Here is a 14,080-nt window from a genome sequence, read left to right on the forward strand (position 1 = left end):
GTTATTAGAAAATAATCGCGCGATCGCTTCATATACAAAAGCTCTAGAATTCAGAAATGGCAAAAGTTTTCGGAGAGTGACAGAAGAGGGATAAGGTACAAAAGCTCTAGCGTAGGCGCAGCCCGCCGCAGGCATCGCACTTTGGGAAAAACTTTTTGGTTTACTGGTGTTCAATGTATTTGGAAGAGCCGCAAACACTAACATATAAGTCTTTAATAAGTAAAACTAATAGTTTGCATCAGCTTTACTGAAGTAATAAAACTTGATTAAAAATTGTAAAGCGGTGTAGAGTAGTTTCACAGGCAAAAACAAAACCGCCTGATTCATAAATAACCGCAATCATAAAACCATGACAACAACCTTACAACGTCGCGAAAGCGCCAACGTATGGGATCGATTCTGCGAGTGGATCACCAGCACCAACAACCGTATCTACATCGGTTGGTTCGGCGTAGTAATGATCCCCACCTTGCTAGCAGCCACCGCCTGCTTCGTAATCGCCTTCATCGCCGCACCTCCAGTAGACATCGATGGTATCCGTGAACCCGTTGCAGGTTCCTTAATTTACGGAAACAACATCATCTCTGGTGCAGTAGTACCTTCCTCCAACGCTATCGGCTTGCACTTCTACCCAATTTGGGAAGCAGCTTCTCTAGATGAGTGGTTGTACAACGGCGGTCCTTACCAATTGGTAATATTCCACTTCCTGATTGGCATATTCTGCTACATGGGTCGTGAATGGGAACTATCCTACCGCTTAGGAATGCGTCCTTGGATTGCGATCGCATATTCAGCTCCGGTTGCAGCAGCGAGTGCAGTATTCTTGGTATACCCCATCGGACAAGGTTCATTCTCTGATGGTATGCCTTTGGGTATCTCTGGAACATTCAACTTCATGATCGTGTTCCAAGCAGAACACAACATCTTAATGCACCCCTTCCACCAATTAGGTGTAGCAGGTGTATTCGGTGGAAGTTTGTTCTCTGCAATGCACGGTTCTCTTGTAACTTCTTCCTTAGTTCGTGAAACCACCGAAACCGAGTCCCTTAACTACGGTTACAAGTTCGGTCAAGAAGAAGAAACCTACAACATCGTTGCAGCCCACGGCTACTTCGGTCGTCTAATCTTCCAATACGCTTCTTTCAACAACAGCCGCAGCTTGCACTTCTTGTTAGCAGCATGGCCTGTAATCGGTATCTGGTTCACCGCCTTGGGTGTAAGCACAATGGCGTTCAACTTGAACGGTTTCAACTTCAACCAATCAATCATTGATTCTGAAGGTCGTGTGATTGCGACTTGGGCAGATGTCATCAACCGGGCTAACCTGGGTATGGAAGTGATGCACGAGCGCAATGCTCACAACTTCCCACTAGATTTGGCTGCTGGTGATTTTGCTCCTGTAGCTCTAACCGCTCCTGCTATCAACGGTTAATCATAATCTGAGACGCACTTCACGCTGATCTATAAGTAAAAAACGCTCTCCCGAAAGGGGGGGCGTTTTTGCATTGGGTTAATTGGTAGGTTAAGCATGGCGCTCGACACTTTTTTGAAGTGCAAAAATATTGATGGGTGTTGCACCAAAACTAGACCGCCATAATTCACAACTTAGGCAATAATTATCAAAAAGTAAATTTTACGGGTAATAATTGCTAGCAGCGCAGATAATTGCCTCAAAGTTCAAGTATAAGGAGAAACCAAGAATGATTTTACACCGTGGGCGTAGGGTAATAGCCGCTTTGTTGCTGTCAATGGTACTACTGACAACAGCCTGTACTCCAAAAACACCTGGACGTTTTGACCAAGCACAAAAAGAAAGCACTCAACAAAAAAGGGGTCAAGCGGTGACTAAAACCGCAACTCAGGGTAGCGAATTTAATAAACTTTTCCCTGATGCAGGTGATGGCTACCAGCGCGTCTATACGCAAGAGAAAAAAGGCTTTGCAGAAGCGAAGTTGAAAAAAGGCGGTAAAGAAGTAGCGTTGCTGTCTATTTCTGATACTACCAGTACACCGAGTACAGCAGCAAAATTCTCGAAAAGCACCAAAAAAATTGGGGGTTATCCCGCAGTAGAGGTTGGTAACACGCAAACTGCAATTTTGGTAGGTAAGTACCAAGTAAAAGCACTTTCCCGCGATCCGTCATTTAAAGCTAGCGATCGCGCAGATTGGCTAGAGAAGTTTAATCTTAGTCGTCTGGCTAGCCTGAAATGAGCTGCATTGCCGAAATTAAAGATAACAAAACTTAAATAAGGAGATTTTTGTGAGTAAATCGATTGTTGAGTTAGTTGAGCAATTGCCAACTAGCGGTTTGACCATTTCTATGTTGAATTCCCTGGATTTTGTTGCTCCTGGCCAGTGGCAAAATACTGTCGGCTTTGTCAACACTATTAAGACGGTTACTGGCGAAGACGACGAAGATTTAATTCAGCAAATTGGTGAACGAGCGATTTATCTATTCAACGACAAATCCCAAGGATACCAAACAGCCTTGTGGTTATATCAAACCGTTGATGGTACAGATAGAGCTATTGGTGCAGCAGCTTTAGCTAACAAAGTTGGCGAGAAAATTCCTTTGTTGGGTTTTTTAAACTCTGTCACTCCCAAACCTGACAAAGCTCAAACCATCGATCTGACATTAAAATTAGTGGCTGAGTTGGTAGCCTTCTGCCAAATTAACGGCATTCCTGGAGATAGTATTGGGGATTTTGTCGTCTCTTTAGGTGAGTATAGTGGTGAGTCACTCATCCGCATGGTGGCATTAGTTTGTGTTGATGGTTTGATCCCTCTGGGCCCAGACTTCATCAGCAAAGCAATATCTGGGCTTAATCAAACAAATCCACAGGAGTTAGAAAAAAACTCGACTTTCCAAAACATTAAAGATGTGATTCCAGGGAACAATGCTGGTAGTAAACTTAACTTTATCGGCGAAAGCTTTGACTCAGTTAAAGGTTGGATGAGTAGTATTGTTAGCGACAATAATTTAACGCCACAAAAGGTAGTTGGCAACTTGCAAAGTTTTGTCGATATTGCGGATGACAAGTTAGACTACCTCGCAGCGTTCCTGGATGTAGCAACAAATTATTATGAACACACGGGCACACAAACTTTAGCTCGTCGCTTGATTGAACGGGCGGTGGCTGAGATTTAGGTTGATTGGGAGTCGGGGAGCAGGGGAGAATAACCAATGCCCCATGCCCAATGCCAATTAGGGTAAACGCAAATCTGCTGCGATCGCATATAGGTAAGGTTGAAAAATAGCCAAGTTTTCCAGTTTCTCAAACTTACCTGTTTGCGTACTTGGGCCAAATGCAGTGGTAATTACGTAAAATTTACTACCATCAAAGGCAACATCACCGATATATTGCTCTTGTACTCCACCTTTTTGCTTGAGTCCGGCAAACCCATAGCGGATTCCCTGAAGCTTACCAACGGGTACTGGTTCCGGTGGATAGGCTGAGAAAAGAATCTCTTTTCCATATTCACCCTGACGGTCTTTCGCAAAAGCAGCGTAGTGGTCTGCAACCCAAGCCTTGAGTGCTGCTAATACCTGGGTTTGGTATTTGTCATTTTGGTAGTCCATCTTGTTTCCAGGTGGAATACCAGCTGCTACGAGTTTCTTTTGGAAATCCTCATCGTTTGCTAGTGAGTAAACGTTAATCTCAACTGTACCCAAAAGTTTCCCTTTCGAGGAAACACACAACAGGGGCGCATTTCCCTTACAAGCAGCAACTTGCCAGTTAGTCGGAGCAGGAGTATTTCCCAAGATTTTCTGCCAGATATTTCCCTCGTTAGGGTTGGGAAGTTTTGCAACGGTAGGGGGTTTTACCGCGTTGGGTGGAGAAAATTGGGGGAGAAGAAATTTTACTGCCAGTGGTATTGACACCAGCAAAATAGAACCTATTAATAAATGATAAAGTCGTAACATTTTTTTGAAAAGCAAATTAAAAAATATTCATCTGTCCCATTAGCTATGGTCAAACTGCGCTAAAATCCTTTCTGCTTGCTGACACAGTACTTCGTGATATTCTCCGTTGCTAGCCAGTAAACCTCCCCATTGATTGATATCACCGGTGTTATACTGCAACGGAGTACCATCGAAATGGGTAAACCTACCACCAGCTTCTGTTAAAATCAGTTCGGGGGCTGCCATATCCCAATCTTTGGGCGCAGACTTGCCGGAAAGGGAAATATAGATATCTGCCTGTTGCTCAACAATTGTGGCGATTTTGCAGCCTACACTTCCCACAGATTTCTGATTTTGACAAGGTAAGTTTTGTAGTAAGTAATCTAACCGTTGATTGCGGTGAGAGCGACTAACAACTAAGGTTGAATCCTCAACTCCTTTACCTGACGACACTTGTAAAGGAACAGATTCATCAGGAGTTTCTACAAATGTACCCCCACCTTTGGTAGCATAATATAACTTTTGAGCCTCTGGTACTACTACCACTGCCAAAACTGGGCGTGTTTCCTTAACTAAAGCAATGTGAACCGCATAATCCCCAGTTTTTTCGATAAAGTCTCGTGTGCCATCCAAAGGGTCAATTATCCATACCCAAGGGGCGGAAGGCTGTGCTACACTACTTGGCGATTGGTAAGTTTCTTCACTGATGTAAGCAAAATCTTCGTTACCTAAAGTTGCTTGTAGTCTCTGCAAAATGTATTGACTTACAGCTACATCAGCAACAGTGACAGGCTCATTTTGTTTATACTGTACTTCTAAGTTAGGGACTTTTGCAGTGCCGTGGTAATACGATCGCAGTATATCTGCTGCGCCCCAACCTACCTCACGAGCGATCGCTAATATTTCTTGTAAGTCTTTCATTAATTTGGCCTAATCTAAAAATATGTATAACGTGAGCATCCCTACTTTAAATCTATCTAGCGCCGGATGCCGAAAAATTTACCGAATCAGCAGCAATATTAGCTGCCAGTACAGTGCATCAGTAAAACTTTCTCTTAAAATGTAATCACAGAAAGCACCGTGGAAAATATCTCCTACCTCTAATAGACCTATACTTAATATAAGCTTTGTGAGATATTCAAAGAATAATTAAGAAATATGCGAATTAACTGAGGAATAATATCATGTCCGCTTGATTACTTATTAAACCCGAAGAACCCCACCCCGACAAAGCTGCGTTTTGTCTCCCTGCCCCTAATCCCCAGAGGGGACCCCGAGTTAAGAGCCGGCTCTTAGGGGATTAAGGGGTGGAGAGTCAATCCTGCTCCCGCCGTCCGTCCATGTCTTGAGTAGAAATCATACTGTTGACTTTCTCTACATCTACCATCATCAAAATTGCTCCCTGCATTTCAATGCCAAGCAGGGGAGTAATTGCCAGATAACATTTTATTTGCTTACCCCGACGATTGGTAGCATCAAGGATCATTTCTTGAAAATGTTTTTTCCTGGATAGGGAGTCGCGAATGGGCGATCGCAACTGCTCGACGGGTAGCCCAATATCTAGGCTGAAGATAGATTGTCCTAAAACTTCATCAATTCGCAAGCCCCATAAATCTTCTACCATGTAATTCCAAATTGAGATGTTAAAGCTACTATCAATTACCACTATTCCAGCTTGGAGACTTCTGAGAATAGAGATCATGAAAATGTTAATGCGATTAAGTTCTTTGGTGCGATCGCTCAGTTCGTGATTAATTGTTTGTAATTCTTCATTAGTAGATTGTAACTCTTCATTCATCGTCTCCAATTCTTCATTAGTCGATTGTAATTCTTCGTTGGTGGTTTCTAATTCTTCATTAGTAGATTGTAGTTCTTCGTTGGTAGTTTCTAATTCTTCATTAGTAGATTGTAGTTCTTCGTTGGTAGTTTCTAATTCCTGTTGGGAGCGTTGTAGCGCCTCTTGCAGTTTAATATAACGGGTGACATCATGAAAGGCGATGCTGACTCCTAAAAAACTGGTGTCTGTTTCTTGCAAAGGCGTGATTTGCACATCCAGATATTGCATTTCTGTGTTTGACAAATAGCGCTCTACATTTGTCAGGCTGACAGGGCGGCGTTCACTATAAGCCTGTTCAATTAGCGATCGCAATTCAACTGGTCGATAAGAAAGTTCTAAATCCTGGAAGGGACGAGCTAAATCCTTGCGAGAAAGGGCGAACAAAGTCCGCGCCTGCTCGTTCATCATTACCAGAGTGCCATTAAAATCAATGAGTATTTGGGCGATTGGTGTTGTGTCAAAACCCATGTCTCGCAGCCGGAGATTTCGAGACAAACGACCGCTAGATTCTTCATCTCCTGAATTTGCCATAATCAAGAGGCGATCGCGTATATTCACAGACGATACCTTAGTAAATATCCGGTTTTTCAAGTCCAATGGTGTAAACAAACTAGAATGCATCAATAGCATCTCTGCTTTCCCCAAAAACAGATAGCCTGGATCATTTAGTGCAAAATGAAACCGGGCCAGAATTCGCCCTTGAGTCTCAGAATTAAAATACATTAATGTATTGCGGCTAACCAGCAAATCTAAGCGCGAAATGGGCGCATCTTGAAGCAGATCGTGGCGACCAAAAATCACAGAGCGGCGTAAGTCTTGACGAAAGACATAGCGGTTCGCAATAATCTCAAAGTATTTCTGGCGCAGTTCATCTGGCACCGTCTGGACATCTTTTGCTGAATACGTAGCAAGACGTGCCTGGTTGAGAGCATCTTCATCTACATCTGTGGCGTAGATTTTCACTCGTTGACGAAATTCCTCTACTCCCAATATTTCAGCCATCAATATTGCCAGCGTATAAGCTTCTTGCCCAGAAGCACAGCCAGCGCTCCAGATGCGGATTTGGTCAGAAGTTTTTTTATTCCGAATCAGATTAGGCAGTATTTCCTCTGCTATATATTTCCAAGCTGATAAATCTCGAAAAAAAGTAGTGACATTAATTAAGATAGTGTTTAAAAGATAATTGAATTCTTCTGGATGAACTTCTAGGTAGTCTAGATACTCTTCAAAGTTCCCTATGGTCAATGGCTGCATCCGCTTGCTTACTCGACGCATCAAAGTCGAGCGCTTATAGCCTGTAAAATCAAATCCCCGGCTTTGTCTGAGATAAATCAGTAGATTTTCAAATTCGGGGTCTCTTTCTGCGAAAGTCATACCAATTTGGGATTTTAGATTTGGGATTTTAGATTAAAAGTCTTTTTATTCAGTCGTCTTTAGACGAATGAGTGCTATTAGCCTCAGAATAAATGATGAGGCAGCTGTTGGGACTAATAAATATCTCACTTGATTTCAACATTACCCATAACCAAAGTCATCAGGGTGCTGGAGATTTCATCAAGGGGGAGAATAAAATCTACGTTGCCAGTTTGAATTGCGGCGGAGGGCATCCCGGAAAATTCGGCGGTTTCTACATCTTGGACAATGACAGTACCGCCCATTTTTTTAATCGCTTCTACTCCCATAGCACCGTCGCTACCCGTTCCAGTTAGCACAAGGGCGATCGCTCTATCTTTGTAAGTGGCTGCAACCGATTCAAATAATAGGTCAGCCGAAGGACGTAAAAAATGTACTAATTCAGACTGTGATAAGGAAAGTGTGCCGTCACCGTTAACTAACAGGTGACGATTAGGTGGAGCAACGTAAGCTGTTCCTGGGGTAAGGCAATCTCCTTCTTCTGCCTGCTTGACGGTAAGAGTCGTGCGCCGACTCAGAATTTCTGCCATGAACGAGCGCTGTTGGGGGCCAAGGTGTTGCACAATGGCGATCGTGGCTGTAAATTCTCTTGGTAGAGTCGATAGAACTTTAGCTAAAGCAGTCAGACCGCCTGCTGAGGCTGCGATCGCCACAATATCAAACGCAGCATTAGTAAAGTGAGGTAGATAATTGTTGCAATCTTCTGCCATCTGAATCATGATTTTACGGCTACGACTATCTGCTAAATTTTTTTCCTGGCAAATAGCATTAATTAAGTCACAATTATTCATCCTTAGATTTAAATGAATTATACAGTGCTTTTTACTTACTTAACTTACTTAACTTTCTTTCTTTCTTTCTTTACTTTACTTTATTTACTTTGTTAAATTCATGTCTTAATCTTCCTGCTCCAAAATGCGTTTTGCTTGTAACAGTTGCTGCCTATGTTCCTCACTAAGGATCGGGTATTGCAGATTTAGTTCTTGTAATTTTGTGCAGATGATATTAGCAACGGTCAGGCGTGTAAACCATTTGCGATCGGCAGGAATAATATACCACGGTGCCCATTTAGTACTAGTATAGTTAAAAACTTCTTCATAAGCATTCATATAATCATCCCAAAAAGCTCGTTCTTGAACATCGCTATCTGAAAACTTCCAATTTTTTTCAGCAGATTCAATCCGTTCTAAAAAGCGCTTTTTCTGCTCTGATTTCGAGACATTTAGAAAAAACTTTAGGATGATCACACCATTATTTACCAAATGTTTTTCAAAATCATTGATTTCTTCAAAGCGCTGTTTCCATATTTTTTTTCCCTCAGGTAAATGGGGAAGTTGTTGTTTTTTAAGCATTTCTGGATGGACACGAACCACAAGCACTTCTTCATAGTATGAACGGTTAAATATCCCAATTCGACCTCTTTCTGGCAAAGCCTTCGTTGTTCGCCACAGGTAGTCATGGTCTAATTCTTCAGCACTAGGTTCCTTAAAACTAAACACCTGAAATCCTTGCGGATTCACACCAGAGGTAACGTGTTTAATTGTGCTATCTTTACCAGCAGCATCCATTGCCTGAAAAATAATCAGCAAGGCATAGGTGTTTTGAGCATAAAGAATATTTTGGTAATTTGCTAATCGTTCAATATCTGTTTGTAATTTGATTGCAGCATCAGTTTTTTGATCAAAATCAGTCTTATAAGCTGGGTCATAGTTTTTTTTCAGAGAAATCTTTGAACCTGGTGGAACAATGAAAGCATCGTGATTCATGTATAAAATTTCCTAACGGCTGCTTATACCGAAGCACATTTTGAAGTGCTAACTTCTAAAAATTATCATTTATTAATTAAAGAATTTTGATGCAAAATTCATTTTCGTCGCTTTGGCATAGGACGCATCGCTTCACGTCCCAAGATAAACATCCCTGTAACACCCAAACTGACAGACCAAACATATTGATACCAATATTGCCGAATTTGTTCAACCGTGCTGAGTTCTGGATGAAACGTGTTTAAGTACAATAGCAACACTAATATCATCAGCGCCCCAAAACCAACAAAGCTGAAGCCAACACAAATTCGTACAGGTCGCAGTTCAAAATCACTAATAGTGTCTAGGTCAATTTCTACCAGTTCCTTAAAGGAATCATCTGCTAAAGATGAGCTTGCTTGGAATCTATTGCACAGTTTTGGTGGCAAAATCGGCGACAGTGTTGCTACAGTTGAGCGACGTAGCAAAGCCTCAGTATCTCGCAACAATTCCAGTGGCTTACGGGTAGTAGTTGTTTGAGCAAACTCTATGTTGTCTGTAGCAGTTGGGGTATTGGCTTTGCTTTCAAAATCCATAGCAAGTCTCAGAAGAACCAGCATATATAGCCTAGCGAATCAGGAGACAAATGCGCCAAAATAATTCGTAATTAGCGCCGTGTACGACTTTCTTTCAAACCTAACCCCCAGCCCCTTAATAGCAAGGGAAAGGGAGCAAGAATCAAAGCCTCTGATGCCACTTGCTTCAAATCGTAGAGCCGTCCAATGCAGTGGCTCCTCCCTGTGGGGGCTACGTGTACACACAAGTCCTAAAAACCTAGCTTGATGAGGCTTGACTCGTTCCCAGACTCCGCATGGGAATGCATTCATTGAGGCTCCGACTCAATTTTGACTAGAGGCAGAGCCTGGTAATTACGAATTACGAATTACTCGTCCATCTCTTTTAATGTAGCCAATGCCGATGGAGATAAACGACTGAGATAGCGGAATATCCAGTATTTAAAGATAGTGTTTAAAATCACAGGAAATGTCGCAATAAAGAAAAACATGACATTTCTACTGGCTGGCAAACCTAAATGTTCTGCTAATCCTTCAAGAAGGACTTCCCACCCATCTGGTGAGTGAAATCCTACAAATATATCTGTAAACAGAATAATTAAAAAAGCCTTAGCACTATCGCTAAGACCATAGACAATGGTATCCATAAAAGACTTGAGAATCACAATTTCCCTTTTGCTGAGAGCGATGATTATACCAAAAGAAAATAGTGAGATTAAATCTGCAAAGACATTGCTAATATCGCTACTACTTTTAGTGTGAAATCCCTCAGCTATTTCCATTGCTTTGTCTTTAATTTTTCCTTTGATTATCTCTGAATCAAGTGGAGGTGCTTGCTTAAGTAAATATTCAAATTTTAATCCTTGCTCAAAATTATGTAATTCATGGAGAGCTTCTTTTTCCATATCGGAATTGATGAAAATTTGAGTTGTATTATCTCCTCTAATTCTTTCTAATATGGGAATAACTAAAAAATATTTAGATAAATTGTGAGCTAAAAGGGGTACAATTATTAGAGTTATTAAAAATCTCAGAGCAATTCTTGTCCTATTTTGAGAAATTCGGTAATTTCTCATAAATTCTTCTTCTGCATGCGGGGTAAGATCTGCTTTAATTCTATTAACTGTTTTGACTATAGACCTTGGAAAAGCCCCACTCTTTTGGGATGGAGGTGTTGCTTGAATATCATTAATATTAGATGAGTCTGGCTGTTTGTTAATTTCGCTCCGGTTAATTTGTATGGCTTGAGAAGTTGATGCTAATGGGCTGTTGTTAATGAGTTTCTCTTTGATAGCGTACTTCTCTACAACTTCATCAATAACCTTCAACTTTTCTAATAAAACAGAATTAGAGATATTGACAAGTCCCCGACTAAGCTGGAATTCTGCAAGTCTGAACTTGATAATAGTTAAATTTTTATCAAGATATACTTGCCAGTAATACATGACGTTTTCAGTATAATTTACTGATTCTAAAGATATTTTTTTGTTATCAAAATATTCTCTCTCAATATTTCTAATTCTTTGAGCTGCTTGTTGAGCTTCTAAGAGTGCCCTTTCTGGTGTATTTAAAAACCAATGGTTAAGCGATCGCAAATATTCTTTGAGATTTTGGCGAAGCAAATTTGCTGTTTTGGCGAATGAATCTTTCATATAGATATGACTCTTTATATAATGTGTATTATAGTTATACAAACATGAAAAAGTCGTGTCTCAGGTTTTTGTAACAGAAAATTAACTGTGATAAATTAATTTATTTCACTACTATAAATAATGTGTGTAAATGATCTGTCAATTATGAAACTCAGTCTGTGCATGATTGTGAAAAACGAAGCAGCAACACTGCCTAAATGCCTGAACAGTGTCAGAAAAGTAGTGGATGAAATGGTAGTCTTGGATACAGGCTCAATCGATCGCACTCCCAATATTGCCCAACAACTCGGTGCAAAAGTCTATCATTTTAAATGGTCTAATGACTTCAGTGCTGCCCGCAATGCTGCTCTAAAATATGTCACTGGTGATTGGATTTTGGTATTAGATGCTGATGAAATTCTGACACCAGCAATTGTACCGCAGTTGCGAGAGGCGATCGCTAGAGATGAATACCTACTCATCAACCTTGTCCGCCAGGAAGTTGGTGCAGAACAATCTCCCTATTCTCTGGTTTCCAGGCTATTCCGCAATCATCCAGATATTCGTTTTGACCGTCCTTACCATGCCTTGGTAGATGATAGTGTGTCAGCAATTTTAACCAAGGAACCCCATTGGCAAGTAGGTTATTTACCAGGGGTAGCACTTTTACACACAGGATATCAAAAAAGTGCGATCGCTCAAAATAACAAATATGCCAAAGCAGCTACGGCGATGTCAGGGTTTCTCGCAACTCATCCTGATGACCCCTATGTTTGCAGTAAATTAGGGGCATTGTATGTGGAAACTGGCAAAATTTCCCAAGGTATGGAGTTGCTGAGACGAGGAATCACCGTTGCTGAAGAAAACTACGATATTTTATATGAACTCCACTATCATTTAGGCATTGCCTACAGTCGGTTGCAAAAATCCCCACAGGCTATTTCTCATTATCAAGCTGCCATCAAATTGCCAATTTATCCCATGCTCAAATTAGGAGCATACAACAACTTGGGTAACTTACTCAAAGCAGCAGGAGATTTCAACGGTGCGAAAACTGCTTATGCCACAACTTTGAAAATTGACCCGACTTTTGTTGTTGGACATTATAATTTGGCGATGATATTTAAGGCTTTGGGTTTATTTACAGACGCGATCGCATATTATCAAAATGCGATCGAGTTAAATCCCAACTATGCCGAAGCTTATCAAAATTTAGCGGTAGTATTGCTGAAAGTTGGCAATCATCAAGATAGTTTAACAGCTTTTAGAAAAGCGATCGCTATTCATGAAAGGTATAATCCCGAAGAGGCGAAGAGACTACGCCAAGGGTTGCGAGAGATGAAGTTGATGTAAAACAGGGGGCATTGGGCATGGGGGAGAATGACAAATGCATTAGGATATTATTATTAATATTTCAGGGGTTCTGATGAGCCAAACCATTGATGAAAGGATACGTTGGACAAGCACAGACTTAGATTTATTACCAGTTTACCACTACTGCGACCATCAATCAGCCCAGTTATGCTAGCGACATAAATTTCTTGGCAATTCGTTTAACTGATACTCCCAAAGTTCCAACACTCACGGCTGAAGACTTCTTTAATCAGGGTTTGGATAAGCAAAAGAAAGGAGATTTGCAAGGAGCGATCACAGCTTATACTGAAGCGATTCGCCTCAATCCCAACTTTGCCCCAGCCTACTACAACCGGGGTGTTGTCCGCACTGAATTGGGAGATAAAAAGGGGGCAATTACTGATTTGCAGCAAGCCGCAGATATCTTTAAACAACAAGGAAAAATAGAGGACTACCAAAAAGCGCTGGAAATCATCAACCAACTTCAGAAGTAGATACTTGAGGTGTTGCATCTGTGCAGGATAATTTTGATGGTTTTCTGGCACCAAGCGATTTCTAATCGCCAAGGGTAGGTATTGCTAGACTAGAATCATTCCCGTTTGCTTTTCTTCAGGAGCCATGTCCACAGTAGTTAGGCAATCCTTGACACTGGAGGAGTTTCTCGACCTACCAGAAACAAAACCTGCCAGCGAATACATTAACAGTAAGATTATTACCAAGCCAATGCCAAAAGGGAAGCATAGTCGATTGCAGTTAAGACTGTGCAACAGTATCAATGATGTTACCGAAAGCCTTAAGAGTGCTTATGCCTTTCCCGAACTGCGCTGTAGTTTTGGTATCCGTTCAATAGTACCTGATGTAGCAGTATTCACCTGGTCGCGCATTCCCTTTGCTGCTGATGGGGAAGCACCCAATGATTTTCTGCTTTCTCCAGACTGGACAATTGAAATTCTTTCCCCAGAACAAAGTTCAAATCGAGTCACAGGCAATATTCTCTATTGCTTAGATCATGGTTGCCAATTAGGTTGGTTGATAGACCCAGAAGATCGTTCCATTTTGGTCTTCCGTCCCAATCAACAACCAGAACTTTTGCAGGATGATGAGGGTTTGCCAGTGTTAGCCGGGATAGACTTGGAGTTAACAGTTGCTCAGGTGTTTGGTTGGCTAAAAATGAACAGTTAGCTCGACTTTATCCATTTAGCCTTGCATCAAAATTCCTACTAAAATCTGCATCAAGATTTCCAAATCAGTTGGCACCCGATACAACATTAAATCTTGACTCACTTTCCTCTCTTGACGATCAAAACTACCAAACTGCCAAATATCCCCAGTAGTCACGGCACCATACAAGATTGGCTCATCTGATTCTACCCACGTATCCAAGGCAATCAACTCCGTCGCTAACTGGGTAAATCCCCGTGTTAAGTCTGCCTGTTTTGCTTCTACCACTAAAATATTGTGTTCTGATTGAAGATAGTAGTTTAAGTCACCTCTGAGGTACTGGTTAATCTCAATCGGATACTCGATATTACAGCAGTTTGCGATCAAATTCACCACAAAAAAAGCTATCTAATAGGCTCAAAAAACAGACCACAATGATTAAACCAATTTAGAGCATTTTCA

Annotated in this window: 15 protein-coding genes; 6 read left to right on the forward strand and 9 right to left on the reverse strand. The window is 41.3% G+C overall.

The genetic code is table 11. The annotated features are described in order from the left end of the window. Positions 1 to 204, reverse strand: a 204-nt coding sequence (locus V7K36_RS14660) for a hypothetical protein (RefSeq protein WP_335116831.1), incomplete at its 3' end; no start/stop codon positions are given. Positions 205 to 349: 145 nt separating this feature from the next. Here V7K36_RS14660 and psbA point away from each other — a divergent pair. The 3 genes from psbA to V7K36_RS14675 all read left to right on the forward strand — a co-directional run bounded on the left by psbA (position 350) and on the right by V7K36_RS14675 (position 3,147). After that, entirely contained in the window at positions 350 to 1,432 is a 1,083-nt protein-coding gene (psbA, locus tag V7K36_RS14665) for a photosystem II q(b) protein (RefSeq protein WP_335113048.1), read from the forward strand. Positions 1,433 to 1,700: 268 nt separating this feature from the next. Next, positions 1,701 to 2,210, forward strand: a complete 510-nt coding sequence (locus V7K36_RS14670; protein WP_335116833.1) for a hypothetical protein — start codon at positions 1,701 to 1,703, stop codon at positions 2,208 to 2,210. Between the two features lie 49 nt (positions 2,211 to 2,259). Beyond that, positions 2,260 to 3,147 carry a hypothetical protein gene (locus V7K36_RS14675; RefSeq protein ID WP_335116835.1) on the forward strand — a complete coding sequence of 296 codons (888 nt, stop codon included), beginning with the start codon at positions 2,260 to 2,262 and terminating at the stop codon, positions 3,145 to 3,147. A gap of 57 nt (positions 3,148 to 3,204) precedes the next feature. On the opposite strand, the gene V7K36_RS14680 is transcribed toward V7K36_RS14675, so the two are convergent. The 7 genes from V7K36_RS14680 to V7K36_RS14710 all read right to left on the reverse strand — a co-directional run bounded on the left by V7K36_RS14680 (position 3,205) and on the right by V7K36_RS14710 (position 11,125). Beyond that, entirely contained in the window at positions 3,205 to 3,924 is a 720-nt protein-coding gene (locus V7K36_RS14680; RefSeq protein WP_335116837.1) for a hypothetical protein, read from the reverse strand. A 39-nt stretch (positions 3,925 to 3,963) separates the two neighbouring features. Further along, entirely contained in the window at positions 3,964 to 4,824 is an 861-nt protein-coding gene (locus tag V7K36_RS14685; RefSeq protein WP_335116839.1) for a 3'(2'),5'-bisphosphate nucleotidase CysQ family protein, read from the reverse strand. 394 nt (positions 4,825 to 5,218) lie between these two features. Next, positions 5,219 to 7,114: a CheR family methyltransferase gene (locus V7K36_RS14690; RefSeq protein ID WP_335116841.1), complete on the reverse strand. Its 1,896-nt coding sequence runs from the start codon at positions 7,112 to 7,114 to the stop codon at positions 5,219 to 5,221. Positions 7,115 to 7,239: 125 nt separating this feature from the next. Continuing rightward, positions 7,240 to 7,872 carry a chemotaxis protein CheB gene (locus V7K36_RS14695; protein ID WP_335116856.1) on the reverse strand — a complete coding sequence of 211 codons (633 nt, stop codon included), beginning with the start codon at positions 7,870 to 7,872 and terminating at the stop codon, positions 7,240 to 7,242. A gap of 177 nt (positions 7,873 to 8,049) precedes the next feature. After that, complete coding sequence (locus tag V7K36_RS14700) at positions 8,050 to 8,919, reverse strand: polyphosphate kinase 2 family protein (protein WP_335116843.1); 870 nt, start codon at positions 8,917 to 8,919, stop codon at positions 8,050 to 8,052. 98 nt (positions 8,920 to 9,017) lie between these two features. Then, positions 9,018 to 9,494 carry a hypothetical protein gene (locus V7K36_RS14705; RefSeq protein ID WP_335116844.1) on the reverse strand — a complete coding sequence of 159 codons (477 nt, stop codon included), beginning with the start codon at positions 9,492 to 9,494 and terminating at the stop codon, positions 9,018 to 9,020. A 347-nt stretch (positions 9,495 to 9,841) separates the two neighbouring features. Further along, complete coding sequence (locus V7K36_RS14710; RefSeq protein WP_335116846.1) at positions 9,842 to 11,125, reverse strand: proton extrusion protein PcxA; 1,284 nt, start codon at positions 11,123 to 11,125, stop codon at positions 9,842 to 9,844. A 144-nt stretch (positions 11,126 to 11,269) separates the two neighbouring features. Between V7K36_RS14710 and V7K36_RS14715 the strand changes: the two genes are divergently transcribed. From V7K36_RS14715 to V7K36_RS14725, 3 genes are all read left to right on the forward strand, one after another. Beyond that, entirely contained in the window at positions 11,270 to 12,457 is a 1,188-nt protein-coding gene (locus tag V7K36_RS14715; RefSeq protein ID WP_335116848.1) for a glycosyltransferase, read from the forward strand. 188 nt (positions 12,458 to 12,645) lie between these two features. Next, positions 12,646 to 12,951, forward strand: a complete 306-nt coding sequence (locus V7K36_RS14720) for a tetratricopeptide repeat protein (protein ID WP_335116850.1) — start codon at positions 12,646 to 12,648, stop codon at positions 12,949 to 12,951. A 124-nt stretch (positions 12,952 to 13,075) separates the two neighbouring features. Further along, a complete protein-coding gene (locus tag V7K36_RS14725) occupies positions 13,076 to 13,639 on the forward strand; it encodes a Uma2 family endonuclease (protein WP_335116852.1) in 564 nt (187 codons plus the stop codon). Positions 13,640 to 13,654: 15 nt separating this feature from the next. Here the strand turns inward: V7K36_RS14725 and V7K36_RS14730 are convergent, their stop codons facing one another. Further along, positions 13,655 to 14,011: a hypothetical protein gene (locus tag V7K36_RS14730; protein WP_335116854.1), complete on the reverse strand. Its 357-nt coding sequence runs from the start codon at positions 14,009 to 14,011 to the stop codon at positions 13,655 to 13,657. Positions 14,012 to 14,080 lie beyond the last annotated feature (69 nt).

The sequence above is a fragment of the Nostoc sp. genome, from assembly GCF_036919555.1.
In the GTDB taxonomy this organism is placed as follows: domain Bacteria; phylum Cyanobacteriota; class Cyanobacteriia; order Cyanobacteriales; family Nostocaceae; genus Nostoc.